Raw genomic sequence first — 25,873 nt, forward strand, 5'->3', positions numbered from 1 at the left:
TTGCAATGAGGCATCTAGTAGTAGTTCGCCTTGCGAAAATGCCGCCTCTACCGCGCGCGGCCTATTCCTTCCGGCCGAAACGGATATTCGCGAACATCAGCGGGACCACCAGCATCAGCGCCCCGGCGAGGTCGGCCTGGAAGATGTAGGCAAGGCCCAGTTCCTCCCGCACCGCCGGTCCGATCACCGGGTCGGCGAAGTCGGCGACGAGGCCAGAGATGAACAGCGCGGCCGGGAGCCAGACGGTGAGCGGCAGCCACCAGCGCCGGCAGGCCATGACCCAGCTCAGCGCGGCAATGCCGATCACGAAGATCCACAATTCGGCGGAAGGCGGCTCACGCTCGGCGATGCCGGCAGCCGCCGGCATCGTGGAAATCAGGGCGACGGGAGCCCCGAGCACGGGGGTGACAACGAAGAGCCGGAAGAAACGTCCCGCCTTCATGCCGCCTCCCGTTACGATGGCTCAGGTGTTCATGGAATCGAAGAAGTCGCCGTTCGTCTTCGTCTGGCGCAGCTTGTCGACCAGGAACTCGATGGCATCGACCGTGCCCATCGGATTCAGGATGCGCCGGAGCACATACATCTTCTTCAGAACATCGGCCGGCACAAGCAGTTCTTCCTTGCGGGTGCCCGAACGGGTGATGTCGATCGCCGGGAAGACGCGCTTGTCGGAAACCTTGCGGTCGAGGATGACCTCGGAGTTACCGGTGCCCTTGAACTCTTCGAAGATCACTTCGTCCATGCGCGAGCCGGTCTCGATGAGCGCGGTCGCGATGATCGTCAACGAGCCGCCTTCCTCGATGTTGCGCGCCGCGCCGAAGAAGCGCTTGGGACGCTGCAGCGCATTGGCGTCGACACCGCCGGTCAATACCTTGCCCGAGGACGGCACAACGGTGTTGTAGGCGCGGCCGAGGCGGGTGATCGAATCGAGCAGGATGACGACGTCGCGCTTGTGCTCGACGAGGCGCTTGGCCTTCTCGATCACCATCTCAGCGACCTGCACGTGGCGCTGGGCCGGCTCGTCGAAGGTGGAGGAAACCACCTCGCCCTTCACCGAGCGCTGCATGTCGGTGACTTCCTCCGGCCGCTCGTCGATGAGCAGCACGATGAGGTAGCACTCGGGATGATTGGTGGTGATGGACTGCGCGATGTTCTGCAGCAGCACCGTCTTGCCGGTGCGCGGCGGCGCCACGATCAGGCCGCGCTGGCCCTTGCCGATCGGCGCCACGATGTCGATGACGCGAGCGGAAAAATCCTTGCGCGTCGGGTCTTCGATTTCCAGCTTCAGCCGCTCGTCGGGATAGAGCGGGGTCAGGTTGTCGAAGTTGATCTTGTGCCGGATCTTGTCCGGATCCTCGAAATTGATCGTGTTGACCTTGAGGAGGGCGAAGTAGCGCTCGCCGTCCTTCGGCGAGCGTATCTGTCCTTCGACCGTGTCTCCGGTCCGCAGCCCGAAGCGGCGGATCTGGCTGGGCGAGACATAGATGTCGTCGGGCCCGGGCAGATAATTGGCATCCGGCGAGCGCAGGAAGCCGAAGCCGTCGGAGAGGATCTCGACCACGCCCTCGCCGATGATGTCGGTCTCGCGGGCGGCGAGCTGCTTGAGAATGGCGAACATCAACTCCTGCTTGCGCAGCGTGCTGGCGTTCTCGACCTCAAGTTCCTCGGCGAACACCAGAAGTTCGGCGGGATTCTTGGACTTGAGGTCCTGGAGCTTCATTTCCCCCATGGGAAAAGGCCTCGATATCGATATTGGAGAGACCCGGCCAAGCGATAGAACCCGCCGGGACTGCAAAAGGGTGGGAAACGCTGGTCTGCGGACCTGGCCGAGAAGATCGGCCTCTTGTCCGAACACACCGGGCGGCATCGGGGAAGATGCCCGCCAAAGCGGAGCGTCAGCCAGCTTCGTGGAAGTAGCGGCAACATAGGCAAAGCCACGATTCGGCGCAAGCCTGCCGCACGAAGCTTTGACGCGATCAAAACGGCTTTACGATGACGAGGATCACGATGCCGATCATCAGCAGCGTCGGAACCTCATTGATGAAGCGGTAGAAACGCGGCGGACGGGTGTTCCGGTCCTCGGCGAAATCGCGCACCCGCTCGGCCAGAAAGCCGTGGAAACCGCTCATGCCGAGCACCAGCGCGAATTTGGCGAGGAACCAGCCGGAAAAATACCAGCCGCCGTCCCAGGCGAGATAGAGCCCGGCGAGCCACGCCACCCCCATGGCGGGGTTCATGATCGCCTTGAGCAGGCGCCTTTCCATCACCTTGAAGGTCTCGGACTGCGGCGAGCCGGCGGGCGCGTCGCAATGATAGACCATCAGCCGCGGCAGATAGAGCAGGCCCGCCATCCACGAGATGACGGCGATGACGTGCAGCGCCTTGATCCACTCATAGAGCATGGAGGGCCGCCTTCCTCAGCTCCCCCGCACCCGCGCGATCATGCGTTCCACATGAGCGATGGGCGTCTCCGGCCGGATGCCGTGGCCAAGGTTGAAGATATGCGCCGCGCCGTGGAAATCCTCCATCAGCGCATCGATGGCACCGTCGAGCGCCTTGCCGCCGGCGATCAGCGCCAGCGGATCGAGATTGCCCTGCAACGCGCATTTGCCACCGAGCGCATAGCGGGTGGCGCGGCGGTCCGCCGTCCAGTCCAGCCCGACGCCGTTCACCCCCGTCGCCTGCACCAGCTCGGTAAGGCCAGAGAGCGTCGCACCCTTGGGAAAGGCGATGATCCGCGCGCCCGGCACTTCGGCCCGCACCGCCGCCACGATCCGCCGGATCGGATCGATGGTCCAGCGGCGGAAAGCCTCCGGATCGAGCACGCCCGCCCAGCTGTCGAAGATCTGCACCGCATCGGCACCGGCCCGGAACTGGCCGATCAGATAGCGCGCGGAGGTCTCGACCAGCCGGTCGATCAGCGCCGCGAAGAAGGCGGGATCGATGAACGAGACCAGCCGCGCCGGCGCCTGGTCGGGCGTGCCGCGTCCGGCGACCATGTAGGTCGCCACCGTCCACGGCGCTCCGCAGAAGCCGAGCAGGGCCGTCTCGCGCGGCAGCTCGGCACGGATGCGGGCAACCGCCTCGAACACCCGGTCGATCTTGCCGGGATCGAGTTCCTCGCGCAGCGCGGCGAGCTCGGCCGCGTTGGTCACCGGCACGAGGCGCGGTCCCTCGCCGGCCTCGAAGGTGAGTGAACAGCCCAAAGCATGCGGCACGACGAGAATGTCGGAGAACAGGATCGCCGCGTCGAAGCCGAAGCGGCGGATCGGCTGGAGCGTCACCTCGACGGCATGATCGGGCGTGTAGCAGAGGGAGAGGAAGTCGCCCGCCTTCTCGCGCACCGCCCGGTATTCCGGGAGGTAGCGCCCTGCCTGGCGCATCATCCAGATCGGCGTGCGCTTCGGCACATGGCCGTCGAGCGCCTGCAGCATGATGGGCAGGCCCATCCCGTTGTCCCCCGGCTCTTTCATACTTCTTTAATCTCTTTTGAAGGAGAGTCGTCTTTGTTTAGGTGAGGGCATTAGACGGGTTCCTCGCCCATCACAACCGACCCCCAGCTTGATCGCTGCGGGACGGCGCGTGCGCGTTCCGAAATCGCTTCGGTGGCAGGAAGTTAGGGCAGGCGCGGCGGATTATCCACGCAGTTCGCCAAAGGCCCGGCGATTTCACGCACAGGCCCATGCCCTGTGGAGGAAACGGGTCGCTTTCCCCAGCCCGGACTTGCTAACGTCGCCGGGGCATGGCTTGTTCCATCCTCATGCACAGCCCTGTGGATGACCGGTGTGACTGATGCCGCCCGCCCGTCGGAAAGCTACTACCACCTTCATCTCGTGTCGGATTCGACCGGCGAGACGCTGATCAGCGTCGGCCGTGCCGCCGCGGCGCAGTACAATGTGAAGCCGATCGAGCACATCTATCCGCTGGTGCGCACGCACAAGCAGCTCGACAAGGTCATCCAGGCCATCGACGAATATCCCGGTATCGTGCTGTACACGCTGACCGAGCCGGAGCTGCGCAACCGCCTGAAGACCTATTGCCAGGAAAACGGCGTGCCGGTCCTTTCCGTGCTGGCGCCGGTGGTGCGGCTGTTCCAAGCTTATCTCGGGGGCGTGCCGGAGCCGCGCGTCGGCGGCCAGCACCAGCTCGACGGCGATTATTTCCGCCGTATCGACGCGATGAACTTCACCGTCATGCACGATGACGGCCAGCATGTGGACGGGCTGGAGGGAGCGGATGTCGTGCTGCTCGGCATTTCCCGCTCGTCCAAGACGCCGACCAGCATCTATCTCGCCAATCGTGGCATCAAGACCGCCAATATCCCGCTGGTGCCCGGTCTTCCGGTGCCGTCCGGCCTGTCGGAGCTGAAGCGTCCGCTGATCGTCGGCTTGCTGGCGAGCGCCGAGCGCGTGGTGGAGATCCGCCGCAACCGGCTTCTCGGGCTCAACGCGGCGCAGTCGGTGGATGCCTATACGGACCGCCAGTCGGTGGCGGAGGAGATCGCCTTTTCCCGCCGCCTCTGCGCCAAGAATGGCTGGCCGATGATCGACGTCACGCGCCGGTCCATTGAGGAGACGGCAGCCGCCATCATCGGCTTGTTGCAGGAACACCGGCGCAAACTTTCCGAGAGCTCAGGTGCCTGATTCGTCGCGACAGAACGGCCTTTGGCGAGGTTCCAAGCCGCTCGTCCTCGCCTCGAAGAGTACCGCCCGCCGGGCTTTGCTCGAAGCGGCACGTCTGCCCTTCGAGGCGGTCGGGGTCGATGTGGACGAGCGCGCGCTGGAATCGGACGCGGCGGGCAGGGGCGTTGACCCGGCCCGGATCGCCGGCGTGCTGGCCCGTGCCAAGGCGCTGGCCGGCAGCACGGCGCATCCGGGCCGTCTGGTCATCGGCGCCGACCAGACGCTGGCGCTCGGGGATGAAGCCTTCCACAAGCCGGCCGACATGGCGGCGGCGCGGATGCAGATTGCCCGCCTTGCCGGGCGGACCCATGCCCTGCATTCGGCGATCGCCGTCGCTTGTGATGGTGCGGTGCTATTCGAGACGGTCGAATCCGCCCATCTCGCCATGCGGCCGCTCGACGAGGCATCGCTCGACGCCTATCTCGCGGCGGCCGGGCCGGCGGTGCTGTCGAGCGTCGGCGGCTACCAGCTGGAAGGGCTGGGCATCCATCTGTTCGAGCGTGTGGAAGGCGATCATTCGGTGATACTGGGAATGCCGCTTCTGCCGCTTCTCGCCTTTCTGCGCCGCCGGGGAGACCTGCTGTGACCCGCCATGCCGCCGTCATCGGCCACCCGGTCGCCCATTCGCGCTCGCCGCTGATCCATGGCTACTGGCTGAAGCAGCACGGGATCGACGGCGATTATGGGCTGCGCGACGTGCCGCCGGAGCGGATCGAGACCTTTCTCGCCGATTTCGCCGGCAGCGGCCTCGTCGGAGCCAACGTCACCGTCCCGCACAAGGAAGCCGCCTTCCGCGCGGCTGTGGAGCGCGATCCGGTGGCGCAGGCGCTCGGCGCGGTCAACACGCTCTGGCTCGAGGATGGCCGGCTCTGCGGCGCCAATACCGACGTTCACGGCTTCCTCGCCAATCTCGACGCGGCCGAGCCGGAATGGGCGCGCGCGCTGGGGGAGGCGGTGGTGCTGGGGGCCGGTGGGGCCTCCCGCGCGGTCGTCTACGGACTTCTCAGTCGCGGTATCGACCGGGTCGTAGTGGCGAACCGCACACGCGCCCGCGCCGAGGCGTTGCGCGATCAGTTCGGGCCGCGCGTGCTGCCGGTGGACTGGCGTGACCTTGCCAGCCGTCTCGATGGTTGCCGCCTTCTGGTCAACACCACCTCGCTCGGCATGAAGGGCCAGCCGCCGCTCGACATCGACCTGTCCGCGCTGTCGCCGGACGCGCTGGTGACGGACATCGTCTATGTGCCGCTGGAAACGCCCCTGTTGAAGGTGGCGAAGGCGCGGGGTCTCGCCACGGTCGACGGGCTCGGCATGCTGCTTCATCAGGCGGTGCCCGGCTTCGAGCGCTGGTTCGGCGTGCGCCCGGAGGTCACGCCGGAACTGCGGGCGCTCGCCATCGCTGATCTTGCCGCCAAGGGCCAGCTGACGTGACCGGATCCATGCCCTTCCGCCTCGGCCTTACCGGCTCGATCGGCATGGGCAAGTCGACCACCGCCGGCATCTTCCGGGAATTCGGCGTGCCGGTGCACGATGCGGATGCCGCCGTGCACGCGCTCTATGGCGCCGAGGGCGTCGCGCCGGTCGAGGCGGCCTTTCCCGGCGTCACCGTCGCCGGGCGGATCGACCGGGCCTTGCTCGGCGCGCGGGTGCTCGACGACGATGCGGCGATGAAGAGGCTGGAATCCATCGTCCACCCGCTGGTGCGCGCCCGCGAGGCGGCCTTTCTCGCGCAGGCGGCCGCGATGGGCGAGCCGGTGGCCGTGCTCGACATCCCTCTGCTGTTCGAAAGCGGCGCGCGGGGGCGGGTCGATGCGGTGGTCGCAGTCACCGCGCCGGAATCTGTGCAGCGCGCACGGGTTCTCGCCCGTCCGGGCATGACGGAGGAGAAATTCGCGGCGATTCTCTCCCGGCAGCTTCCCGATTCGGAGAAGCGGCGCCGCGCCGATTATGTGATCGACACCGGCCATGGGCTGGATCATGCCCGCGCCGAGGTCGCGGCCCTGCTGGCGGGGCTGCGCGAACGCCTCGCCCGTGCCGACGGTGCGGGGAAGAATGCGCAAGGAGACGACGATGCGTGAGATCGTACTCGATACCGAGACCACCGGCCTCAATCCGCTCACCGGCGACCGGCTGGTGGAGATCGGCTGCGTGGAGATCCTCAACCGCATCCCGACCGGGCAAGTCTACCACGTCTATCTCAACCCCGAGCGCGACATGCCAGTGGAGGCGTTCAACGTCCACGGCCTGTCGGCGGAGTTTCTGTCCGACAAGCCGCTCTTCACCCAGGTGGTGGACGATTTCCTCGCCTTCATCGGCAACGATCCGCTGATCATCCACAACGCGGCCTTCGATATCGGCTTCATCAATGCCGAGCTCGGCAAGGCCGGGCGGGCTGCCATCACCTTCGACCGGGTGGTGGACACGCTCAGCCTCGCCCGGCGGCGGCATCCCGGTGCGTCGAATCGTCTCGATGACCTGATGGCGCGCTACGGCATCGACGGCTCGCGCCGCACCAAGCACGGGGCGCTGCTCGATTCCGAGCTTCTGGCGGAAGTCTATGCCGAGCTGTGCGGGGGCAAGCAGACCACACTCAGCCTCGCCGTCGCGGAGGTTGCCGGCAGCCTGGGCGACCGCCAGTCGTCAGCGCCGCTCCAGCGGCCACGCCCTCTCGCGCCGCGCGTCCACCCCGAGGAAACCGCCGCGCACGAGGCGTTCGTCGCCACGCTCGGTGACGCCGCGATCTGGAAAGAATACACGGCCGAAAGCTGAGCTTCCGGCCGTGCGGGTCGTCGACAGGCGGGTGTGGCGTCAGGAAGCCAGCACGTTGTTCGGCTGCTGCTGCGCCATGCGCTGGCGATAGAGCGTCACGAAGTCCACCGGATCGATCATCAGCGGCGGGAAGCCGCCGTTGCGCACGGTGTCGGCGACGATCTGGCGCGCGAACGGGAACAGCATGCGCGGGCATTCGATCAGGATGAACGGGTGGATCGTCTCCTGCGCCACGTTCTGGGCGCGGAAGATGCCGGCATAGACCAGCTCCAGCGCGAACAGGGTCTTGCCGCCGAGCTCGGCCTTGGCCTCGACCTTCAGCTCGACCTCGTATTCGCCGCCCTCGCGCACGGGGCGCGCGTTGACGTTGATCTGGATGCCGATCTGCGGCTGGCCCTTCACGACCAGCGATTCCGGCGCGCCCGGATTCTCGAAGGACAGGTCCTTGGTGTACTGGGTCAGCACCTGCAGCGTCGGCATCGAGGCGGCGTTTTCGGTTTCGGCCATTAGAATCTCCGTGGGGTCCGCCGGACAGGCCCCCGCAGGGCGCCGGCGCATGGTGCCGCTGGGTCGGTTCGTCCGCCGCAGACGGTCTTCGCAATGGGCCGGTGTCGCTAACACGGTTGCTCGCACGTCACAAGCAGTACCGCCCTGTGCGGGCCTTCCGGTCCCGGAGGGAGGGAGCGTTCAGCCATGGCATGGCGCAGGCCGGCGGCTTGTTCTACTCTTCAGTGACGACGATCCGGCGCGCGCCGTTCCGCCCGAAGTGATGACCCTGGGGCATGGATGGGGTGGCGAAATCGCCCAGACGTCGTAAATAGGTCTGAAGGACGTCCGGCCCGTCGCCGCTTGGAACGGATCGCAGGCGCCCCAGATTCAGAAATCACCCCAGCGCCGGAAAGGTGGGTCCGGCGACGGTACAACAACGGCGAACTGCGACGTGTTCGATATTTATACGATCATCTTCCTGGCCCTCGCCGTGTTCATCTTCATACGGCTGCGCAGCGTGCTGGGACAGCGTACGGGGCGCGAGCGGCCGCCTTACGATCCCTATTCGCGCCGCGACGCCGCCAAGGCACCGGCCGGTCCGTCCGACAAGGTGGTGAACTTCCCCGGCACCGCCGAGAAGCCGCCCGTGCCGGAAACCGTCGATGCGACCGAGGCCGAGACCGAGGAACCGGCGCCCGCGCGCTGGGCCGGCGTCGCCGAAGTTGGCTCGGCCGTGGCCAACGGCCTCGACGCCATCGCCGCGCAGGAGCGCGGCTTCGACGTCCAGCACTTCCTCACCGGCGCGCGCTCCGCCTATGAGATGATCGTCGTCGCCTTCGCCAATGGCGACCGCGCGACGCTGAAGGAGCTGCTGGCGCGCGACGTGTTCGACGGCTTCTCCGCCGCCATCGCCGAGCGCGAGCAGCGCGGCGAGACGATGCAGACGCAGTTCGTCGGCATCAACAAGGTCGAGATCATCGAGGCCGGCGCCAAGGGGCGCACCGCGCAGATCACGCTGCGCTTCCTCTCGCAGCTCATCTCCGTCACCCGCGACAAGAACGGCGCGGTGATCGACGGCGATCCCGAGCAGGTGGCTGATGTCACCGATGTCTGGACCTTCTCCCGCGAGCTCGGCACCCGCGACCCGAACTGGAAGCTGGTCGCCACCGAAGCGGCTTCGTGAGAAGATGACGGGGTGCGTGTCCATCTCGTCATCCTCGCCGCGTCCGGCTTTCTGACCGGCGCCCTGCCGCCCGTTCTGCCGGGGACCGTCGGCGTGCGGCCGGCCCTCGCCGCGTCTTCCACGCCGGAACCGCTCTTTCCGCAGGCGGCGCTGGAGCCCATCGGCTTCGACGCGCTGCCCGGCTGGGCGGGCGACGACCATGCCGGCGCTTTCGCCACCTTCCGCAAGAGCTGCGCCCGCATCGCTTCCAAGCCGGACACCGTCACCCCCGCCCGCCCGGTCTTCACCGCCCTGCGGAAGGTCTGCGCACAGGCGGCGCGCCTGCCCGGAAAGGTGAACGACAAGGGTGCCAAAGCCTTCTTCGAGAAGGAATTCCGCCCCTTCCGCATCAGTCCCGTCGACCAGCCCGACGGTTTCCTCACCGGCTATTACGAGCCGGAGGTGGAAGGCTCGCTCACCCCTTCGGCCGAATTCGCCACCCCACTTTATCGTCGCCCGCCGGATCTCCTCATCGAGGCGCCGCCCAAGGACGGCCCGCCCGCCAACAAGGGCAAGGCGTTCCGCCGCGTCGACGGCCAGCTCGTGCCCTATCACGACCGTGCCGCCATCGAGGACGGCGCGCTGAAAGGGCAGGGGCTGGAGGTCGCCTGGATCCGTGATCCGGCGGATGCCTTCTTCGCCCATATCCAGGGCTCGGTGCGAGTGCGGCTGCCGGACGGCCATGTGCTGCGCCTGAACTATGACGGCCATAACGGCCAGGCCTACACGCCGGTCGGGCGCATCCTCATCGATCGCGGGCTGGTGGCGCGCGAGAAGATGTCGATGGACGCCATACGCGCCTATATCGCCGCCCATCCCGAGGAGGGGCGCGAACTGATGCGGCAGAACCGCTCCTACGTCTTCTTCCGCGTCGCCCACGAGCTGAAGGGCGACGACGGCGCGGTGGGCGCGCAGGGGCTGCCGCTGGCCGCCGGCCGCTCCATCGCGGTCGACAAGAACATCCATGTCTACGGCACGCCCTTCTACATCGACGCAGCGCTGCCGACCGGCAGGGACGGCGCCGTCGAGCCTTTCGAGCGGCTGATGATCGCGCAGGATACTGGCTCGGCCATCGTCGGGCCGGCGCGCGCCGACATCTTCTTCGGCGCCGGCAAGGAGCCCGGTGCGGTGGCCGGCCGCATCCAGCATCCCGGCCGCTTCGTCATCCTGCTGCCGCGCGCGCTCGATCCGGCGCGGCGCCGCGTGCCGTTGCCGCCGTCCCGGCCGCCGGTTCCCGCCGTCGCGGAAACGCCGTGATGACCGGCGACGGAACCGGGCGTCCGCGGCGCCGGCGTCCCCTCCAGCCGGAGGAGAAGGCGCTGTGGGAGCATGTGACGCGCTCCATCCAGCCCATGCGCCCGCTCGCCCGGATGGCGCCCGTCGAAACGCCGCCGGAGGATGCACCCGCTGCGGAGACGGCAAACCGCAAGGCGGTGAAACCCGCGCGGGCTCCATCCCTCTTGCCGCCACCGCTTCCCAAGCCGCCCGGCCCGCCGCCGCTGGCGCCGCTGGAACCGAAGCAGCGCCGCCGCCTGTCGCGCGGGGCGGAGGTCGATGCGCGGCTCGACCTGCACGGCATGACCCAGGCGGCGGCCCACGGCCGGCTGATTGCCTTCCTGCGCGGGGCGCAGGGCTCCGGTCATTCGCTGGTGCTTGTCATCACCGGCAAGGGCGACGGGGCGCCGTTCCTCGCCGGCGAGGGCGGGCGCGGCGTGCTGCGCCGGCTGGTGCCGCAATGGCTCGCCGCGCCGGAGCTGCGTGCCGTGGTGGTCGGTTTCGAGACCGCCGCGCGCGGGCATGGCGGGGAGGGCGCGCTCTATGTGCGGGTGCGGCGCGTGCGCGGAGGCCGGCCATGACGCCCTTCGGCCGCCGCATGCGCGAGATGCGCGCCGAGCGCGGCGTGACGCTGTCGCAGATGGCCGAGCAGATCGGCGTCTCCGCCGCCTATCTCTCGGCGCTGGAGCACGGCAAGCGCGGCCAGCCGACCTTCATGATGCTCCAGCGCATCATGGCCTATTTCAACGTCATCTGGGACGAGGCGGAAGCGCTGCGCGCGCTCGCGGAGATGTCCGATCCGCGCGTCGTGGTCGACACCTCCGGCCTCGCGCCGGAGGCGACGGAGCTGGCGAACCTGCTGGCCCGCGAGATCGCCACCCTGCCGCCGGAAGCGGTGGCGGAACTGCTCGGCCGGCTCAAGATCCTCAGCCGGCCCGGGTGAGCCGGCCCCGGTTTCACGTGAAACCGGGGGACTCGTTACGCATCCGATTCAAAGGATGTAGCGGCTCAGATCGGTATTGCCGGCGAGGTCCGCAACACGCTCGCGCACATAGGCGCCGTCCACCACAATCGTGTCGCCGGCGCGGTCCGGCGCGGTGAAGGACAGTTCGTCCAGCACCCGCTCGATCACCGTCTGCAGGCGCCGCGCGCCAATGTTTTCGACGCTGGCGTTCACCTGCACGGCGACGTCGGCGATCGCTTCCACCGCGTCCTCGGTGATGGTGAGCGTGACGCCTTCCGTGCCCATCAGCGCCACCGACTGCTTGACCAGGCTCGCCTCGGTCTCGGTGAGGATGCGCTTGAAGTCCTCGCGGCTCAGCGCCTCCAGCTCGACGCGGATCGGCAGGCGGCCCTGCAATTCGGGCAGCAGGTCCGAGGGCTTGGAGACGTGGAAGGCGCCGGAGGCGATGAACAGGATGTGGTCGGTCTTCACCGGCCCGTGCTTGGTCGAGACCGTCGTGCCCTCGATCAGCGGCAGCAGGTCGCGCTGCACGCCCTCGCGCGAGACATCGGCGCCACCCCGGCGCTCGGAGCCGGCGATCTTGTCGATCTCATCGAGGAAGACGATGCCGTTCTCCTCCACCGCGCGGATCGCGTCCTGCACGATGGCGTCCTGGTCGATCAGCTTGTCGGCTTCTTCCGACAGGAGAAGCGGGTGAGCGTCGCGCACCGTCACCCGGCGCGGCTTGGTGCGCCCGCCAAAGGCCTTGCCGAACATGTCGCCGAGGGAGATCGCGCCCATCTGGGCTCCCGGCATGCCGGGAATCTCGAACATCGGCATGCCCTGATTGCCGGCGGAGACCTCGACCTCGATCTCCTTGTCGTCCATCAGCCCGTCGCGCAGCTTCTTGCGGAAGCTCTCGCGGGTGCCGGGCGAGGCGGTGGTGCCGACCAGCGCGTCGAGCACCCGTTCCTCGGCGGCCAGATGCGCCTTGGCCTCCACGCCCTTGCGCTTGGCCTCGCGCACGAGGCCGATGCCGACCTCGACGAGATCGCGCACGATCTGCTCGACGTCGCGCCCGACATAGCCGACCTCGGTGAACTTGGTGGCTTCCACCTTCAGGAAGGGGGCCCCGGCGAGCTTGGCGAGGCGGCGGGAGATCTCGGTCTTGCCGACGCCGGTCGGGCCGATCATCAGGATGTTCTTCGGCAGCACCTCCTCGCGCAGCTGGCCCTCCAGCTGCTGGCGCCGCCAGCGGTTGCGCAGGGCGATGGCCACCGCGCGCTTGGCGTTGTGCTGGCCGACGATGTAGCGGTCGAGCTCGGAGACGATTTCGCGGGGCGAGAAGCTGGTCATCGGACGTCTTTCGAAAGGAACGGAAAGGCAGAGGGCGCGCGCGCCTCTCAGCCGATGGTTTCGACCACCACGTTCTGGTTGGTGTAGATACAGATGTCGGCCGCGATGCCCAGGCTCTTGCGCACGATCGCCTCGGCATCCTGCCCGCTGTCGGCCAGCGCGCGGGCGGCCGCCAGCGCGTAGCCGCCGCCCGAGCCGATGGCCGCGATGCCGTTTTCCGGCTCCAGCACGTCGCCGGTGCCGGTCAGCACGAGGGTCACGTTGGCGTCGGCGACGATCATCATCGCCTCCAGCCGGCGCAGGTAGCGGTCGGTGCGCCAGTCCTTGGCGAGTTCCACGGCGGCGCGCTGAAGCTGGCCGGGATACTGCTCCAGCTTGGCCTCCAGCCGCTCGAACAGGGTGAAGGCATCGGCGGTGGCGCCGGCGAAGCCGCCGATCACGTCGCCCTTGCCCAGTCGCCGCACCTTGCGGGCGTTGGACTTCATCACCGTGTTGCCGAGCGTCACCTGCCCGTCGCCGCCGATGGCGACGCGCCCGCCGGAGCGGACGGAGACGATGGTGGTGCCGTAGATCGTGTCGGGGGAATGGGTCATGCAGGGCTCTGCTGTGGAAGGCTCCGAGAGCCCTTACTTAAGGCCTCGAAGCGTCAGCGCAACTCGGCGGCAGCTTGGTCCTGCAGCTCCGTGCCCGTCGCAGGCTCCGCCAGCTTCAGCCCCGGCAGGATGCCGGCGAGCACGATGACGCCGCCGGCGATGAGGAAGGCATCGACCGGCAGGAAGACCAGAAGGCCGGTGAGCAGCCCCGCCAGGAATACCGAGAGCGCCACTCCGGCATTGGCGATGCCCAGTGCCCAGCCGCGCTCGGTCTCGTCCACCGCCGAGGAGACGGCGGCGAGCAGGGTGATGAAGGCGAGGATGTTGCTGGCGGTCGACAGGAAGGCCACCGCCACCTGTCCCCAGGCCGGCAGCGGCAGGCCGCTGACGATCAGGAAGGCGCCGCACAGGGCGAGGCCGAGGAGCGCGGTCGGCTTGTCGCTGCCGAGCCACGCCCGCACATACCGGAAGCCGATGGCCGAGGAGAAGGCGCAGCCGAGCCCCATCACCATGGAGAACAGGCCGAGATCGGCGGTGGTGAAGCCGTAGGAACGCTGCATCTCGATGAGGATGAAGGTGTAGTAGATCAGGAAGCCGAACTGGAACAGGAAGAAGGACGCCGCCGGCACGATGATCGCCGGCCGGTCACTGACGCGGGCCAGCAGCCGGAAGGGCTGCTTCCAGTCGAGGCTGAAGGCGCGGCGCGCCTCGTCGCTGGCGAAATGGGCGGAGCGCAGCAGCGCGAGGGTGAGCAGGCACAGCGCCAGCGCGAGGCCGAGCGGCAGGCGGAAATCCCAGTGGCCGAGAATCCCGCCGATGGCCGGGCCCGCCACCATGCCGAGCGTATTGACCAGCACGACCTGCGCCATGGCGGCGCTGCGCCGGTCCTCGGGCGCCGCGTCGACGACCGAGGCCTGCGCGATCGGCGCGGTTCCCGCCATCAGCCCGGAGGACAGCCGGCCGAGGAAGAACAGCCAGAGATGGCCCACTTCCAGCGCCAGCCACATCAGCCCGTAGCTCGCCGCCAGCCCCGCCATGCAGATCATCAGCGTGCGCCGCCGTCCGACCGCGTCGGAGAGGTCGCCGAGCAGCGAGGCGCCGAAGAACATGCCGATCGGGAACAGCGAGAAGGCCAGCGAGAGCAGCGTGTCGCGCGTCGAAGGCGCGTAGCCGGCGACGATCGTCCCGTTCTCGAACAGGGCGACGATCAGCGGATACATCAGCCCGAAGGAGAAGATGTCGATGAAGACGGCGAGGAACAATGGGGCGCGGGCACGCAGCGTGGCGAGGTCCATCGGGCACTCCGGGGCGATGGCCGGGACGGGTGGCGGGAATGGGCGGGAAGGCTGCCATGATGACGGCGTTTCGCCAGCCGCGCCAGCCTCTTGTCGGGCACGGCGCGGCGCGTATGGCATCGCAACACTATAGCTGCTAAGACGCCGGCTCTCCGGGAGCCCCATCATGCGCACCGCCAGCATCGCCCGCGCCACCAAGGAAACGCAGATCCGCCTCTCCGTCGACCTCGACGGCACGGGGAAGGCGACGATCGCGACCGGGGTCGGCTTCTTCGACCACATGCTGGACCTGCTGGCGCGCCATTCGCGCATCGACATGGAGATCGAGGCCAAGGGCGACCTGCACGTCGACTTCCACCACACGGTGGAGGATGTTGGCATCGCGCTCGGCCAGGCGGTGAAGGCGGCGCTCGGCGATATGCGCGGCGTCACCCGCTACGCCAGCCTGCACCTGCCGATGGACGAGACGCTGACCCGCGTCGCGCTCGACATTTCCGGCCGGCCCTTCCTCGTCTTCCGCACCGAGTTCCCGGCGCCGAAGATCGGCGAGTTCGACACCGAGCTGGTGCGCGAGTTCTTCCAGGCCTTCGCCGTCAATGCCGGCCTGACGCTGCACGTCGAGACTCTGTACGGCGTGAACGCGCACCATATAGCGGAGAGCTGCTTCAAGGGCCTCGCCCGCGCCCTGCGTGCGGCGGTGGCCATCGATCCGGCGGCAGCGGGGGAGATCCCCTCCACCAAGGGCAGCCTTGGTGGCTGATCTCAGTGGCTGAGAGCGAACGGCTGAGGAACATGGCGGTCTGGACAGTCTTCGAGCCCGAGGCGGCGGACGAGGCGCGCGCGACCCATCACTGGGCGGAGGGCCTGGTCTTCGTGCCCGAGCGCATCTCGTGGAGCGCGCTCCTGCTGGCGCCGCTGGTGCTGCTGCGCCACCGGCTGTGGCTGGCGCTCGTCGTCTATCTGCTCGTGCAGGGCGCGCTGCTCGTCGCCATCCGCCTGCTCGGCCTCGACGGCGATGCCGGCATCCTGCTTCTGGTGGCGAATGTCGCGGTGGCGGTGATGCTGCCGGGCCTGCGCCATGCCCGCCTCGCCGCGCGCGGCTTCGAGGAGGCCGGCACCGTCGTGGCGCCGAAGCTGGAAGCCGCCGAACAGCGCTATCTCGACGCCCGCCTCGGCGGCGCGTCGCTCGTCCCGCTCGCCCGGCCGCGCCTCGACGCGCCGGCCGGCGAATGGGGCGCGTCTTCCGTTCCCCCGCCGGCCCGCCCGGTGGAATCCGCCGTGCTCGGCCTGTTTCCGGAGGCCCGTCGATGATACCGCCCGCGCCCGTTGCCCTGATCGACTACGGTTCCGGCAACCTGCATTCGGCGGGCAAGGCGCTGGAGCGCGCCGCCCGCGAGAGCGGCACCGACCGTACCGTGCTGGTCACCGCCGATCCCAACGTGGTGCGCCGTGCCGACCGCGTCGTGCTGCCGGGCGTCGGCGCCTATGCCGATTGCCGCCGCGGGCTCGATGCCGTGCCCGGCATGGTGGAGGCGCTCACCGAGGCGGTAATCACGGGCGGACGCCCGTTCCTCGGCATCTGCGTCGGCCTGCAGCTCATGGCCTCGCGCGGTCTGGAGCACGGCGTCACCGAGGGGCTGGGCTGGATCGAGGGCGACGTCACCCGGATCGTGCCGGGCGACCCCTCCCTGAAGATTCCGCACATGGGGTGGAATTCGCTCACCGTCGCCCGTCCGCATCCGCTTCTGGAAGGCATTCCGACGGGCGAGGGCGGGCTCGATGCCTATTTCGTCCATTCCTATCACCTGAGCGCCGCGCATCCGGGCGAGGTGATCGCGACGAGCGAGTATGGCGGCAAGATCACCGCCATGGTCGGCCGCGACAACATCGCCGGCACGCAGTTCCATCCCGAGAAGAGCCAGCGCCTCGGCCTCGCTCTCCTCGCCAATTTCCTCAAGTGGACGCCGTGATCCTTTTTCCCGCCATCGATCTCAAGGAAGGCAAGTGCGTGCGCCTGCAGCAGGGCGACATGGCGCGCGCCACCGTCTTCAATCATGACCCCGCCCAGCAGGCCGCGCAGTTCGAAAGCCAGGGCTTCCGCTACCTGCACATCGTCGATCTCGACGGCGCCTTCGCCGGCAAGCCGGTCAACGCCCATGCGGTCGAGCGCATTCTGGAAGCCGTCGGCATGCCGGTGCAGCTCGGCGGCGGCATCCGCGATCTCGCGGGCGTCGAGGCGTGGCTGGCGAAGGGCATTACCCGCGTCATCCTCGGCACCGCGGCGGTGCGCGACCCGGCCTTCGTGAAGGAGGCGGCTCGCCGCTTCCCCGGCCGCGTGGCGGTGGGCATCGACGCGCGCGACGGCCGCGTCGCGGTGGAGGGCTGGGCGGAGACCTCGGACCTTGAGGCCGCCGAGCTCGCCCGCCGTTTCGAGGATGCCGGCGTCGCCGCCATCATCTATACCGACATCGCCCGCGACGGCCTGCTGAAGGGTCTCAACCTCGACGCCACCATCGCGCTGGCCGACGCCGTCTCCATCCCGGTCATCGCCTCGGGCGGGCTCGCCTCGCTCGACGACGTGCGGGCTCTGCTGGAGCCGCGCGCCGCCAAGCTCGAAGGCGCGATTACCGGCCGTGCCCTCTATGACGGGCGGCTCGACCCGCATGCCGCGTTGGCGCTGGTGGCGGGTTTGCCGGCATGAGTGAGGATTCCATGCTCAAGGTCCGCGTCATCCCCTGCCTCGACGTGAAGGACGGCCGCGTCGTCAAGGGCGTGAAGTTCGTCGACCTGCGCGATGCCGGCGATCCCGTCGAGGCGGCGAAGGCCTATGACGCGGCGGGCGCCGACGAGCTCTGCTTCCTCGACATCACCGCCAGCGTCGAGGCCCGCAGCACGCTCATCGACGTGGTCAGCCGCACCGCCGAGCAGTGCTTCATGCCGCTCACGGTCGGCGGCGGCGTGCGCACGGTGGAGGACATCCGCGCCCTGCTCAACGCTGGCGCCGACAAGGTGTCGATCAACACGGCGGCGGTGAACCGGCGTGAATTCGTGCGCGAGGCGGCGGAAAAGTTCGGCGAGCAGTGCATCGTCGTCGCCATCGACGCCAAGAAGGTCTCCGCGGAGGGTGAGCCCGACCGCTGGGAGATCTTCACCCATGGCGGGCGCAACCGCACCGGCATCGATGCCATCGAATACGCGAAGGAAGTCGTCGCGCTCGGCGCCGGCGAGATCCTGCTCACCTCCATGGACCGCGACGGCACCGGCGAGGGCTTCGACCTCAAGCTCACCCGCGCCATCTCCGATGCCGTAACCGTGCCGGTGATCGCCTCGGGCGGCGTCGGCACGCTGGACCATCTGGTGGACGGCATCCGGGCGGGGGGCGCATCGGCGGTGCTGGCCGCCTCCATCTTCCATTTCGGCACCTTCACCATCGGCGCCGCCAAGCAGCGCCTCGCCGAGGCCGGGCTTCCCGTCCGCTTCGGCGGCGGTGATTTCTAGAAGGAGGCCGCCATGGCCGAGGACACGGCGCGCGTCACTCTCGACGACCTTGCCGCCATCGTCGCCCGCCGCGCCGCCGGCGAGGGCGAGGCTTCCTATACGCGCACGCTCATCGCCAGGGGCGTCGCCAAATGCGCCCAGAAGCTGGGCGAGGAAGCGGTCGAGACGGCGCTGGCCGCCGTCGGGACCGATACGAAAGCCGTCGTATCGGAGACCGCCGATCTTCTCTACCATCTCGTCGTGCTGCTTCAGGCGCGCGGCGTTCCCTTGGAAGACGTCTATGCGGAACTGGGCCGCCGGACGAACCGGTCCGGCCTCGAGGAGAAGGCTTCCCGCCCGAAGGGCTGAGGAAGTGAGGATCGCGGCGGCTGGTAACCTGCGGCCTCGCGGTGTTCCTCGTCGTCACCTTGTGGTATACGGTCGACCAACGCTTGGCGTCTTCAATGTCCAGGCGAGCCGGGAAACGCTGCCATGGATCTGAAGCTCGACGATGCGGGGCTGTCACCCTTCCGCAATTTCAGCCGCGTCGAATGGGCGGCGCTGCGCGCGGACACGCCCCAGCCTCTGCAACCGGAGGAGATCCAGCGTCTCCAGGGCCTGAACGACCGCCTGTCGCTGCCCGAGATCGAGGAAATCTACCTGCCGCTGTCGCGCCTGCTGTCGATCTATGTCGGCGCGACGCAGAAGCTGTTCCGGCAGATGCAGAAATTCCTCGGTCCCGAGCAGAACGGCAAGATGCCCTACATCATCGGGGTCGCCGGCTCGGTGGCGGTAGGCAAGTCCACCACCTCGCGCGTGCTGGAGGCGCTGCTGGCGCGCTGGCCGAACACGCCCAAGGTGGCGCTGGTGACGACGGATGGTTTCCTGCTGCCCAACGCCGTGCTGGAGCAGGAAGGGCTGATGGGGCGCAAGGGCTTCCCGGAAAGCTACGACCTGCCGGCGCTGCTGCATTTCCTTACCGACATCAAGGCCGGGCGGCGGCCGGTGCGCGCCCCGATCTACAGCCACTTCAACTACGACGTGACGCCCAATGCCTCGGTGGAGGTCGACCAGCCGGACATCCTCATCGTCGAGGGGCTGAACGTTCTGCAGACCAGCCGTCCGCCGAAGGACGGCAAGGGCATCCCCTTCGTCTCCGACTTCTTCGACTTCAAGATCTACATCGACGCCGACGAGACGATCCTGGAGCGCTGGTACGTGGAGCGCTTCATGCGCCTGCGCGAGACGGCGTTCCGCGACCCCAAGGCCTATTTCCACCGCTATGCCAGCCTGTCCGGGACGGAGGCCGACGCCACCGCCCGCTCCATCTGGCGGTCCATCAACCTCGTGAACCTGCGCGAGAACATCCTGCCCACCCGCCAGCGCGCCGACCTCATCCTGCGCAAGGGCGGCGACCATGAGGTCGAGGCGGTCGCGCTGCGCAAGCTCTAGGCGCCGCCAATGGCCCCGTCCCCGGTGGAGATCGTGCCCGGCTGCTTCTACTGGCCCGGCTGGTTCGACCGCGGCGAGCAGGAGGCGCTGGCCGAGGATCTGCGGCAGGTACTGGCGCAGGCGCCGCTGTTCACGCCGCGCATGCCGAGGACCGGCCAGCCCTTCTCGGTGCGCATGTCGAATTGCGGGCCGCTGGGCTGGGTGTCGGACGAGACCGGCTACCGCTATCAGCCGACCCATCCCGAGACCGGGGCGCCCTGGCCGCCCATCCCCGCGCGCCTGCTGGCGGCGTGGCGGGCGCTGGCCGGCTCGCCATGGGCGCCGGAGGCCTGCCTGATCAACTGGTACGCGCCGGGCGCGCGCATGGGCCTGCATCAGGACCGCGACGAGGAGGAGTTCAGTGCCCCGGTGCTGTCGCTCTCACTGGGCGACACGGCGCTGTTCCGCGTCGGCGGCACGTCGCGCAAGGATCCCACGCGCTCCGTCCGCCTCGCCTCCGGCGACGCATTGCTGCTGTCGGGCCCGGCGCGGCTGGCCTTTCACGGCATCGACCGCATCCTGCCGGATACGTCGACCTTGCTGAAGCAGCCCGGCCGCATCAATCTGACGTTACGACGGGTGCATCGTGGCGAGGCGTGCGAAATTCCGCCTTGTTGAGCCCGCAGAAACGGCGAAGTTCGAGCTATCGATTCTGAAGGATTGCGCATGCGCCTTGTTGTCCCCATTGCCGCCGCCGCTTTTTCCCTTCTGGCCTGCTGCCTTCCCGCCGCCGCGGCCAACGCGCAGGCCGTCTTTCCCAATCAGGGATCGATCGGTCTCGTGCCGCCGGAGGGCATGAGCGAGATACCCGGCGTGCCGGGCTTCCAGGATCGCGCGGCCAAGGCCTCGATCCTCGTGCTGGAAATGCCGAAGCGGGCTTTCGCCGAGATCACCAGCGACGTCGCCGCGAAGGAGCTGCAGAAGCAGGGCGTGACGGTGGAGGAACGCCGTGACGTGGAGCTTCCCGACGGCATCAAGGCGGTGCTGCTCAAGGGCTACCAGGCGGTCGGCAGCGAGGCGCTGAAGAAGTGGATTCTCATCGCCGGGGGCAAGGAGCAGACCGGCATGGTGACGGTCCAGTTTCCCGAGCCGACATCGGCCCGCTACAGCGACGAAACGATCGAATCGTCGCTGCGCTCGGTCGTGTTCCGCGCGCCGCCGAGCACCGAGGAGTTGCTGGCACGCCTGCCCTTCACCCTCGGCGACCTCTCCGGCTATCGCGTGCTGAAGGTGCTCGGCAACAGCGCCGTGCTGCTGACCAAGGATGACGGCAAGAAGGCGGACGGCAAGGCCGGTGACGGCGAGCCCGACATGGCCGGCAACGCGTTCTTCATCGTCGCCGCCGGTCCCGGCGACATCCGCGAGGAGGAGCGCGAGAGCGTCGCCAAGCGCGCCATCTCCAGCGTGCCGGGCGTGAAGGAGCTGCGCGTCGAGCGCGGCGGCCCACTGCGCATTGGCGGCCAGGCCGGCTTCGAGCTGGTCGGCAAGGGCCTCGACATGAAGACCGACAAGCCGCTGAAGGTCGCCCAGTGGCTGCGCTTCGGCCGCACCAGCTATCTGCGCATGGTCGGCGTCGCGCCCGAGGAGAATTTCGACGCCGATTTCACCGCCATGCGCGGCCTGCGCGACAGCATCGAGATGCGCTGAGGCTCCTCCGCTTCGCAAACGAAAAGGCCGGGCGGTTTCCCGCCCGGCGCTTGTCGTCACGATCTGGGATGGCGCCGATCAGCCCTCGGCGGCGGGGGTCTCGACCGGCGCGGCCTTGGGGCCGCCCTTGGAGACGCCGACCAGTGCCGGGCGCAGCACGCGCTCGCCGATCTTATAGCCGGGCTGGATGACCTGCACGACCGTGCCGGAAGGCACCTCGGCGTTCGGCACCTCGAACATCGCCTGGTGCAGGTTCGGATCGAACTTGGCGCCCTCCGCCTCGATGCGGGCGACGCCGTGCTTGCCCAGCGTCTGCGTCAGCGCGCGCGAGGTCAGCTCGATGCCGTCGAGCAGCGTCTTCAGCGTGCCCTCGGCCTTTTCGCGCGCCTCGGCGTCGATGACCCCGAGCGCCCGCTCGAAATCGTCGGCGACCGTGAGCACGTCGCGGGCGAAGCCGGTGATGCCGTAGACCTTGGCATCGGCGACCTCGCGCTCGGCGCGACGGCGCACATTGTCGGCCTCGGCGAAGGCGCGCAGGAACTTGTCCTTGAGCGTGGCGACCTCGGCCTCCAGCCGCTCCTTCTCGGCGGCGAGCTGGCTGGCGAGGTCTTCGGGCGCTGCCGTAGTCTCCGCCGTTTCGGGAGTCGGCGCCGCCACGTCGGGCCGGTCAGCGTCGGGCTGGTCAGCCGGGTTGCGGTTGTCGTCGCTCATAAGCACCTCGTCGGGAGAATGGATTTGCCGGCGGAGCGTCGTTCCGCGGACGCCCGCCATATCGGGTCGGGGACAGGAAAAATCAAGCCGCGTCAATTCCCGGGCCGGCCAGCACGCGGCTGACGACACGGGCGGTGAAGTCGACCATCGGCACGATCCGGGCATAGTTCAGCCGCGTCGGCCCGATGACCCCGAGCACGCCGACCACCCGCCCCTGCCCGTCGCGATAGGGCGCGACGATGGTGGACGAGCCGGACAGCGAGAACAGCTTGTTCTCCGAGCCGATGAAGATGCGCAGCCCCTGCGCGCCCTCGGCGCGGCCCAGCAGGTCGACCACCTCCTGCTTGGCTTCGAGGTCGTCGAACAGCAGCCGCACCCGCTCCAGATCCTCGATCGCCCGGAGGTCGTGGAGCAGCCGCGTCTGGCCGCGCACGATGAGTCGCCGCTCCGCCGTGTCGCCGCCGGACCAGCTTGCGAGGCCGGTCTCCACCACCCGCGCGGTCAGCTCGTCGAGCTCGGCGCGGCGGGCAGTGAGTGTGCGCTCCACCTCGCCGCGCAGCTCGGCCAGCGTGCGCCCGCGCGTCAGCGAGGCGAGAAAGTTCGTCGCCTCCACCAGCGCCGAGACCGGCAGGCCGACCGGCAGCGGCACGAGGCGGTTCTCCACCTCCCCGTCCTCGGAGACGAGGATCAGCAGCGCCCGCGTCGCGTCGAGCGGCACGAATTCGATGTGCTTGAGCCGTACATCCGTCTTGCCGGTGGTGACGACGCCGGCGCCGCGCGACAGGCCGGAAAGCAGGTTCGAGGCTTCCGCCAGCACGCCATCCACGGTCTGGGCGCGGGCGGCGGCGCGCACCTGCGTCTCGATGGAGTTGCGCTCATCCTCGGAGACGTCGCCGATCTCCAGCAGCGCGTCGACGAAGAAGCGCAGTCCGCGCTCGGTCGGCAGCCGGCCGGCGCTGGTGTGAGGAGCGTAGATCAGCCCGGCCGCCTCGAGGTCCGCCATCACGTTGCGCACGGAGGCGGGCGAGAGCGTCATCGGGATGAGGCGGGAGATGTTGCGCGAGCCCGCCGGCTCGCCCGTGGCGAGATAGGTCTCGACGATCTGGCGGAAAATCTCGCGCGAGCGTTCGTCGAGCCGGGCGAGCTGCGGCGCGGCAGCGGACAGCAGAGGTTCGATGGGCATTGCGAGCCTGTGGTTCCGGTCGGTCGATCCCGTTGGTCGTGTCCTATTATCTCGGTAATCGGGCGGTGGGTTCAAGCGCTCTGGTCCGGCGCCGTCCCCGGTCATTGCACCGGCGCGGCCGCGCCCTTACAAGGGCCGGCCAGAGGGGTCCCGCCGACCCGCGTTTCAGGAGACCGCCCGCATGCGCCCTTCCCGCCGCCTTCCCGACGAGATGCGCTCCGTCAGCTTCGAGCGCGGCGTGCTGCGTCATGCCGAGGGCTCCTGCCTGGTGAAGTTCGGCGAAACCCATGTGCTGGTGGCTGCGACGCTGGAAGAGCGCCTGCCGCCGTGGCTCAAGGGCCAGGGCCGCGGCTGGGTGACGGCGGAATACGGCATGCTGCCGCGCGCCACCCATGAGCGCACCCGCCGTGAGGTGACGACCGGCAAGCCGTCCGGCCGCACCCAGGAGATCCAGCGCCTCATCGGCCGCTCGCTGCGCGCGGTGGTGGACCTCGAAAAGCTCGGCGAGCGTCAGATCACCGTCGATTGCGACGTCATCCAGGCCGATGGCGGCACCCGCACCGCCTCCGTCACCGGCGCGTGGATCGCGCTGCATGACTGCCTGAGCTGGATGAAGTCGCGCGGCATGATCCCAGCCGTTCCGCTGCGCGACCATCTGGCCGCCGTTTCCTGCGGCATCATCGACGGCGAGCCGCGCCTCGATCTCGACTACGCCGAGGATTCGGAGGCGCATACGGACGTGAATTTCGTGATGACCGGCTCCGGCGGCTTCGTCGAGGTGCAGGGAACCGCGGAGAAGACGCCCTTCACCGAGGACGAGTTCAACGCCATGCTGGGCCTCGCCCGCAAGGGCATCACCAAGCTGGTCGATCTGCAGAAGCTGGCCGTATCATGAGCAGCGAGCCGCATCGGCGCCTCGAAGGACGCATCGTCATCGCCACGCATAATCCGGGCAAGCTGGAGGAAATGCGAGGCCTGCTGGCGCCCTACGGAGTCGATGCCGTCTCGGCCGGCGAGCTCGGCCTGCCCGAGCCCGATGAGACCGGCCTCACCTTCGCCGAGAACGCCCGCATCAAGGCGGTCGCCGCCGCCAGGGCGTCCGGCCTGCCGGCCTTCGCCGATGATTCCGGCCTGTGCGTGGACGCGCTCGGCGGCGCGCCGGGGCTCTACACCGCCCGCTGGGCGGGGCCGGAGAAGGACTTCATGGCGGCGATGACCCGCGTGGAAGAGGAGCTGCGCGAAGCCGGGGCGGAGCTGCCGGACCTGCGCCGCGCCTATTTCATTTCCGCTCTCTGCCTCGCCTGGCCCGACGGCCATGTGGAGGATTTCGAAGGCGTGGTGAACGGCACGCTGGTGTGGCCGCCGCGCGGGCCGGCCGGCTTCGGCTACGACCCGATGTTCCAGCCGGACGGCCAGCCTGAAGACAATCCGCGCACCTTCGGCGAGATGACGGGCGCCGAGAAGCACGGCCTGCCGCCGCTCGGCCGGGGCCTCTCGCACCGCGCCCGCGCCTTCATCGCGCTGGCGCAGGCCGCCTTCGGGGCGACGTTTGACTGAGGTGGCGCCGCGCCCGGCGCCGCCGCCGGTCGATCCCGGCTTCGGCGTCTATGTGCACTGGCCCTTCTGCAAGGCCAAGTGCCCCTATTGCGACTTCAACTCCCATGTCCGCCATTCCCCGCCCGACCAGGCGCGCTTCGTCGCCGCCTTCCGGGCCGAGATCGCCCATACGCGCCAGCGCATCGGCCAGCGGCGCACCCAGAGCGTGTTCTTCGGCGGCGGCACTCCCTCGCTGATGGATCCGGCCACGGTCGGGGCGATCCTCGAGGCCATCGACACCGCCTGGCCGCTCGACGCGCGTGCGGAGGTGACGCTGGAGGCGAACCCGACCAGCGTGGAGGCCGGGCGTTTCCGAGGCTACCGCGCGGCGGGGGTCAACCGCGTCTCGCTGGGGGTTCAGGCGCTGGACGACGCCGCGCTGAAGGCGCTCGGGCGCATGCATACGGCACAGGAAGCGCTGGGCGCGGTGGCGGTGGCGCGCGCCGCCTTCGAGCGCGTGTCCTTCGACCTCATCTATGCCCGCCCCGACCAGAAGCCGGAGGACTGGGCGGCCGAGCTGAAGCGCGCCATCGACGAGGGCTGCGAGCACCTCTCGCTCTACCAGCTCACCATCGAGGACGGTACGCCCTTCGCCGCGCTGCACCGCGCCGGCCGGCTCATCGTGCCCGACGGCGATGCCGCCCGCGCCCTGTGGGACGTGACGCAGGAGACCACGCTGGCCGCCGGCCTTCCCGCCTACGAGATCTCGAACCACGCCCGGCCGGGGGCGGAAAGCCGCCACAACCTGCTCTACTGGCGCTACGGCGAATATGCCGGCGTCGGCCCCGGCGCCCATGGCCGGCTCGACACGCCCGAGGGCCGGGTCGCCACCTCCACCGAGCGGAGCCCGGAGGAATGGGTGGCGCGGGTCGAGCAGGCGGGCCACGGCGTCATCGTCGACGAGCGGCTCTCGCGCGCCGAACAGGCCGACGAATATCTGCTGATGGGGCTGCGGCTGACGGAGGGTATCGACCGCGCGCGCTTCGCGCGGCTGGCCGGTCGCGACCTCGATGCTACGCATTTTGCTACCCTCCTGGTGGAAGGCCTGATCGAGGAACTGCCCGGCGAGCGCCTGCGCGCGACGGCCATCGGCCTGCCCGTGCTCGACGCCATCGTCGCCGATCTGGCGGCTTAGCGGCGCCGGCCG

31 protein-coding genes are annotated in these 25,873 nt (G+C 68.8%); 21 read left to right on the forward strand and 10 right to left on the reverse strand.

Annotated elements, in window-relative coordinates; all coding sequences use genetic code 11:
* Positions 1–61: 61 nt before the first annotated feature.
* The 4 genes from STARVERO_RS19020 to hemE form a co-directional block, all read right to left on the reverse strand.
* Entirely contained in the window at positions 62–442 is a 381-nt protein-coding gene (locus STARVERO_RS19020) for a hypothetical protein (RefSeq protein ID WP_159600806.1), read from the reverse strand.
* 21 nt (positions 443–463) lie between these two features.
* Complete coding sequence (gene rho, locus STARVERO_RS19025) at positions 464–1,729, reverse strand: transcription termination factor Rho (RefSeq protein WP_013168580.1); 1,266 nt, start codon at positions 1,727–1,729, stop codon at positions 464–466.
* A 247-nt stretch (positions 1,730–1,976) separates the two neighbouring features.
* A complete protein-coding gene (gene hemJ / locus STARVERO_RS19030; RefSeq protein WP_144341359.1) occupies positions 1,977–2,402 on the reverse strand; it encodes a protoporphyrinogen oxidase HemJ in 426 nt (141 codons plus the stop codon).
* 15 nt (positions 2,403–2,417) lie between these two features.
* Positions 2,418–3,449 carry a uroporphyrinogen decarboxylase gene (hemE, locus tag STARVERO_RS19035; protein ID WP_244616825.1) on the reverse strand — a complete coding sequence of 344 codons (1,032 nt, stop codon included), beginning with the start codon at positions 3,447–3,449 and terminating at the stop codon, positions 2,418–2,420.
* A gap of 327 nt (positions 3,450–3,776) precedes the next feature.
* On the opposite strand from hemE, the gene STARVERO_RS19040 reads away from it, so the two are divergent.
* From STARVERO_RS19040 to dnaQ, 5 genes are read left to right on the forward strand one after another with little or no spacing between them, the layout of a single operon-like run.
* Positions 3,777–4,643 carry a pyruvate, water dikinase regulatory protein gene (locus STARVERO_RS19040; RefSeq protein WP_159600810.1) on the forward strand — a complete coding sequence of 289 codons (867 nt, stop codon included), beginning with the start codon at positions 3,777–3,779 and terminating at the stop codon, positions 4,641–4,643.
* Complete coding sequence (locus tag STARVERO_RS19045) at positions 4,636–5,268, forward strand: Maf family protein (RefSeq protein ID WP_159600812.1); 633 nt, start codon at positions 4,636–4,638, stop codon at positions 5,266–5,268. The genes STARVERO_RS19040 and STARVERO_RS19045 overlap by 8 nt, the downstream gene beginning before the upstream one ends.
* Positions 5,265–6,110 carry a shikimate dehydrogenase gene (locus STARVERO_RS19050; RefSeq protein ID WP_159600821.1) on the forward strand — a complete coding sequence of 282 codons (846 nt, stop codon included), beginning with the start codon at positions 5,265–5,267 and terminating at the stop codon, positions 6,108–6,110. Before STARVERO_RS19045 ends, STARVERO_RS19050 begins: the two co-directional genes overlap by 4 nt.
* Before the next feature lie 8 nt (positions 6,111–6,118).
* The gene (gene coaE / locus STARVERO_RS19055; protein WP_159600823.1) at positions 6,119–6,757 is read left to right on the forward strand and encodes a dephospho-CoA kinase; all 639 of its coding nucleotides are present in this window, start codon (positions 6,119–6,121) and stop codon (positions 6,755–6,757) included.
* Complete coding sequence (dnaQ, locus tag STARVERO_RS19060) at positions 6,750–7,448, forward strand: DNA polymerase III subunit epsilon (protein WP_144341365.1); 699 nt, start codon at positions 6,750–6,752, stop codon at positions 7,446–7,448. Before coaE ends, dnaQ begins: the two co-directional genes overlap by 8 nt.
* Before the next feature lie 39 nt (positions 7,449–7,487).
* Here the strand turns inward: dnaQ and secB are convergent, their stop codons facing one another.
* Entirely contained in the window at positions 7,488–7,955 is a 468-nt protein-coding gene (gene secB, locus STARVERO_RS19065; protein WP_144341366.1) for a protein-export chaperone SecB, read from the reverse strand.
* Between the two features lie 433 nt (positions 7,956–8,388).
* Between secB and STARVERO_RS19070 the strand changes: the two genes are divergently transcribed.
* Genes STARVERO_RS19070 through STARVERO_RS19085 form a run of 4 tightly spaced genes read left to right on the forward strand, consistent with a single transcriptional unit; the run spans position 8,389 to position 11,377 of the window.
* Positions 8,389–9,120 (forward strand): Tim44/TimA family putative adaptor protein, encoded by a 732-nt coding sequence (locus STARVERO_RS19070; protein WP_144341367.1) that lies wholly within the window; start codon positions 8,389–8,391, stop codon positions 9,118–9,120.
* A 12-nt stretch (positions 9,121–9,132) separates the two neighbouring features.
* On the forward strand, positions 9,133–10,416 hold the full coding sequence (mltA, locus tag STARVERO_RS19075) for a murein transglycosylase A (protein ID WP_159600825.1): 1,284 nt from the start codon (positions 9,133–9,135) through the stop codon (positions 10,414–10,416).
* Positions 10,416–11,015, forward strand: coding sequence for a Smr/MutS family protein (locus STARVERO_RS19080; RefSeq protein WP_159600827.1), 600 nt, complete (start codon positions 10,416–10,418; stop codon positions 11,013–11,015). The genes mltA and STARVERO_RS19080 overlap by 1 nt, the downstream gene beginning before the upstream one ends.
* Entirely contained in the window at positions 11,012–11,377 is a 366-nt protein-coding gene (locus tag STARVERO_RS19085; protein ID WP_144341370.1) for a helix-turn-helix domain-containing protein, read from the forward strand. Before STARVERO_RS19080 ends, STARVERO_RS19085 begins: the two co-directional genes overlap by 4 nt.
* A gap of 48 nt (positions 11,378–11,425) precedes the next feature.
* On the opposite strand, the gene hslU is transcribed toward STARVERO_RS19085, so the two are convergent.
* From hslU to STARVERO_RS19100, 3 genes are read right to left on the reverse strand one after another with little or no spacing between them, the layout of a single operon-like run.
* Entirely contained in the window at positions 11,426–12,733 is a 1,308-nt protein-coding gene (gene hslU / locus STARVERO_RS19090; RefSeq protein ID WP_144341371.1) for an ATP-dependent protease ATPase subunit HslU, read from the reverse strand.
* A 47-nt stretch (positions 12,734–12,780) separates the two neighbouring features.
* Complete coding sequence (gene hslV, locus STARVERO_RS19095) at positions 12,781–13,326, reverse strand: ATP-dependent protease subunit HslV (RefSeq protein WP_159600829.1); 546 nt, start codon at positions 13,324–13,326, stop codon at positions 12,781–12,783.
* 53 nt (positions 13,327–13,379) lie between these two features.
* Positions 13,380–14,621, reverse strand: coding sequence for an MFS transporter (locus tag STARVERO_RS19100; protein WP_159600831.1), 1,242 nt, complete (start codon positions 14,619–14,621; stop codon positions 13,380–13,382).
* Between the two features lie 166 nt (positions 14,622–14,787).
* On the opposite strand from STARVERO_RS19100, the gene hisB reads away from it, so the two are divergent.
* The 9 genes from hisB (at position 14,788) to STARVERO_RS19145 (ending at position 21,236) form a co-directional block, all read left to right on the forward strand.
* Entirely contained in the window at positions 14,788–15,381 is a 594-nt protein-coding gene (gene hisB / locus STARVERO_RS19105) for an imidazoleglycerol-phosphate dehydratase HisB (RefSeq protein ID WP_159600833.1), read from the forward strand.
* A 32-nt stretch (positions 15,382–15,413) separates the two neighbouring features.
* Positions 15,414–15,932 (forward strand): DUF2628 domain-containing protein, encoded by a 519-nt coding sequence (locus STARVERO_RS19110; RefSeq protein WP_159600835.1) that lies wholly within the window; start codon positions 15,414–15,416, stop codon positions 15,930–15,932.
* Positions 15,929–16,591, forward strand: coding sequence for an imidazole glycerol phosphate synthase subunit HisH (gene hisH, locus STARVERO_RS19115; RefSeq protein WP_159600837.1), 663 nt, complete (start codon positions 15,929–15,931; stop codon positions 16,589–16,591). Before STARVERO_RS19110 ends, hisH begins: the two co-directional genes overlap by 4 nt.
* Positions 16,588–17,322, forward strand: coding sequence for a 1-(5-phosphoribosyl)-5-[(5-phosphoribosylamino)methylideneamino]imidazole-4-carboxamide isomerase (gene hisA / locus STARVERO_RS19120; protein WP_144341377.1), 735 nt, complete (start codon positions 16,588–16,590; stop codon positions 17,320–17,322). Before hisH ends, hisA begins: the two co-directional genes overlap by 4 nt.
* An 11-nt stretch (positions 17,323–17,333) precedes the next feature.
* Positions 17,334–18,119 (forward strand): imidazole glycerol phosphate synthase subunit HisF, encoded by a 786-nt coding sequence (gene hisF / locus STARVERO_RS19125; RefSeq protein WP_159601910.1) that lies wholly within the window; start codon positions 17,334–17,336, stop codon positions 18,117–18,119.
* Positions 18,120–18,131: 12 nt separating this feature from the next.
* On the forward strand, positions 18,132–18,467 hold the full coding sequence (locus STARVERO_RS19130; protein WP_159600839.1) for a phosphoribosyl-ATP diphosphatase: 336 nt from the start codon (positions 18,132–18,134) through the stop codon (positions 18,465–18,467).
* Between the two features lie 123 nt (positions 18,468–18,590).
* Complete coding sequence (gene coaA / locus STARVERO_RS19135) at positions 18,591–19,550, forward strand: type I pantothenate kinase (protein WP_159600841.1); 960 nt, start codon at positions 18,591–18,593, stop codon at positions 19,548–19,550.
* Positions 19,551–19,559: 9 nt separating this feature from the next.
* Positions 19,560–20,207, forward strand: a complete 648-nt coding sequence (locus STARVERO_RS19140) for an alpha-ketoglutarate-dependent dioxygenase AlkB family protein (RefSeq protein ID WP_159600843.1) — start codon at positions 19,560–19,562, stop codon at positions 20,205–20,207.
* A gap of 48 nt (positions 20,208–20,255) precedes the next feature.
* The gene (locus tag STARVERO_RS19145; RefSeq protein ID WP_144341381.1) at positions 20,256–21,236 is read left to right on the forward strand and encodes a hypothetical protein; all 981 of its coding nucleotides are present in this window, start codon (positions 20,256–20,258) and stop codon (positions 21,234–21,236) included.
* A 78-nt stretch (positions 21,237–21,314) separates the two neighbouring features.
* Here the strand turns inward: STARVERO_RS19145 and grpE are convergent, their stop codons facing one another.
* Positions 21,315–21,947: a nucleotide exchange factor GrpE gene (grpE, locus tag STARVERO_RS19150; protein WP_144341382.1), complete on the reverse strand. Its 633-nt coding sequence runs from the start codon at positions 21,945–21,947 to the stop codon at positions 21,315–21,317.
* A gap of 82 nt (positions 21,948–22,029) precedes the next feature.
* Positions 22,030–23,130, reverse strand: coding sequence for a heat-inducible transcriptional repressor HrcA (gene hrcA / locus STARVERO_RS19155; RefSeq protein WP_144341383.1), 1,101 nt, complete (start codon positions 23,128–23,130; stop codon positions 22,030–22,032).
* A 181-nt stretch (positions 23,131–23,311) separates the two neighbouring features.
* Here hrcA and rph point away from each other — a divergent pair, with 181 nt between their 5' ends.
* The 3 genes from rph to hemW are packed head-to-tail and all read left to right on the forward strand — an operon-like array spanning position 23,312 to position 25,861.
* On the forward strand, positions 23,312–24,025 hold the full coding sequence (rph, locus tag STARVERO_RS19160) for a ribonuclease PH (protein WP_144341384.1): 714 nt from the start codon (positions 23,312–23,314) through the stop codon (positions 24,023–24,025).
* Positions 24,022–24,687 (forward strand): non-canonical purine NTP pyrophosphatase, encoded by a 666-nt coding sequence (locus STARVERO_RS19165; protein ID WP_144341385.1) that lies wholly within the window; start codon positions 24,022–24,024, stop codon positions 24,685–24,687. Before rph ends, STARVERO_RS19165 begins: the two co-directional genes overlap by 4 nt.
* Position 24,688: 1 nt before the next feature.
* Positions 24,689–25,861: a radical SAM family heme chaperone HemW gene (gene hemW, locus STARVERO_RS19170; protein ID WP_159601912.1), complete on the forward strand. Its 1,173-nt coding sequence runs from the start codon at positions 24,689–24,691 to the stop codon at positions 25,859–25,861.
* Positions 25,862–25,873: the final 12 nt, after the last annotated feature.

Source organism: Starkeya nomas (genome assembly GCF_902703545.1).
In the GTDB taxonomy this organism is placed as follows: Bacteria; Pseudomonadota; Alphaproteobacteria; order Rhizobiales; family Xanthobacteraceae; genus Ancylobacter; species Ancylobacter moscoviensis.

What these genes read in the sequence shown, in the direction of transcription:
- coaE (WP_159600823.1), top strand. Translation starts at nt 6,119, where the DNA reads ATGCCCTTCCGCCTCGGCCTTACCGGCTCGATCGGCATGGGCAAGTCG.
- STARVERO_RS19140 (WP_159600843.1), top strand. Translation starts at nt 19,560, where the DNA reads ATGGCCCCGTCCCCGGTGGAGATCGTGCCCGGCTGCTTCTACTGGCCC.
- rho (WP_013168580.1), bottom strand. Translation starts at nt 1,729, where the DNA reads ATGGGGGAAATGAAGCTCCAGGACCTCAAGTCCAAGAATCCCGCCGAA.
- hslV (WP_159600829.1), bottom strand. Translation starts at nt 13,326, where the DNA reads ATGACCCATTCCCCCGACACGATCTACGGCACCACCATCGTCTCCGTC.
- STARVERO_RS19110 (WP_159600835.1), top strand. Translation starts at nt 15,414, where the DNA reads ATGGCGGTCTGGACAGTCTTCGAGCCCGAGGCGGCGGACGAGGCGCGC.
- hisF (WP_159601910.1), top strand. Translation starts at nt 17,334, where the DNA reads ATGCTCAAGGTCCGCGTCATCCCCTGCCTCGACGTGAAGGACGGCCGC.
- dnaQ (WP_144341365.1), top strand. Translation starts at nt 6,750, where the DNA reads ATGCGTGAGATCGTACTCGATACCGAGACCACCGGCCTCAATCCGCTC.
- STARVERO_RS19145 (WP_144341381.1), top strand. Translation starts at nt 20,256, where the DNA reads ATGCGCCTTGTTGTCCCCATTGCCGCCGCCGCTTTTTCCCTTCTGGCC.
- STARVERO_RS19080 (WP_159600827.1), top strand. Translation starts at nt 10,416, where the DNA reads ATGACCGGCGACGGAACCGGGCGTCCGCGGCGCCGGCGTCCCCTCCAG.
- hisH (WP_159600837.1), top strand. Translation starts at nt 15,929, where the DNA reads ATGATACCGCCCGCGCCCGTTGCCCTGATCGACTACGGTTCCGGCAAC.
- STARVERO_RS19100 (WP_159600831.1), bottom strand. Translation starts at nt 14,621, where the DNA reads ATGGACCTCGCCACGCTGCGTGCCCGCGCCCCATTGTTCCTCGCCGTC.
- coaA (WP_159600841.1), top strand. Translation starts at nt 18,591, where the DNA reads ATGGATCTGAAGCTCGACGATGCGGGGCTGTCACCCTTCCGCAATTTC.
- hslU (WP_144341371.1), bottom strand. Translation starts at nt 12,733, where the DNA reads ATGACCAGCTTCTCGCCCCGCGAAATCGTCTCCGAGCTCGACCGCTAC.
- STARVERO_RS19020 (WP_159600806.1), bottom strand. Translation starts at nt 442, where the DNA reads ATGAAGGCGGGACGTTTCTTCCGGCTCTTCGTTGTCACCCCCGTGCTC.
- hisB (WP_159600833.1), top strand. Translation starts at nt 14,788, where the DNA reads ATGCGCACCGCCAGCATCGCCCGCGCCACCAAGGAAACGCAGATCCGC.
- STARVERO_RS19085 (WP_144341370.1), top strand. Translation starts at nt 11,012, where the DNA reads ATGACGCCCTTCGGCCGCCGCATGCGCGAGATGCGCGCCGAGCGCGGC.
- rph (WP_144341384.1), top strand. Translation starts at nt 23,312, where the DNA reads ATGCGCCCTTCCCGCCGCCTTCCCGACGAGATGCGCTCCGTCAGCTTC.
- hemJ (WP_144341359.1), bottom strand. Translation starts at nt 2,402, where the DNA reads ATGCTCTATGAGTGGATCAAGGCGCTGCACGTCATCGCCGTCATCTCG.
- grpE (WP_144341382.1), bottom strand. Translation starts at nt 21,947, where the DNA reads ATGAGCGACGACAACCGCAACCCGGCTGACCAGCCCGACGCTGACCGG.
- STARVERO_RS19130 (WP_159600839.1), top strand. Translation starts at nt 18,132, where the DNA reads ATGGCCGAGGACACGGCGCGCGTCACTCTCGACGACCTTGCCGCCATC.
- hemE (WP_244616825.1), bottom strand. Translation starts at nt 3,449, where the DNA reads ATGGGCCTGCCCATCATGCTGCAGGCGCTCGACGGCCATGTGCCGAAG.
- STARVERO_RS19040 (WP_159600810.1), top strand. Translation starts at nt 3,777, where the DNA reads ATGACCGGTGTGACTGATGCCGCCCGCCCGTCGGAAAGCTACTACCAC.
- hrcA (WP_144341383.1), bottom strand. Translation starts at nt 23,130, where the DNA reads ATGCCCATCGAACCTCTGCTGTCCGCTGCCGCGCCGCAGCTCGCCCGG.
- secB (WP_144341366.1), bottom strand. Translation starts at nt 7,955, where the DNA reads ATGGCCGAAACCGAAAACGCCGCCTCGATGCCGACGCTGCAGGTGCTG.
- STARVERO_RS19165 (WP_144341385.1), top strand. Translation starts at nt 24,022, where the DNA reads ATGAGCAGCGAGCCGCATCGGCGCCTCGAAGGACGCATCGTCATCGCC.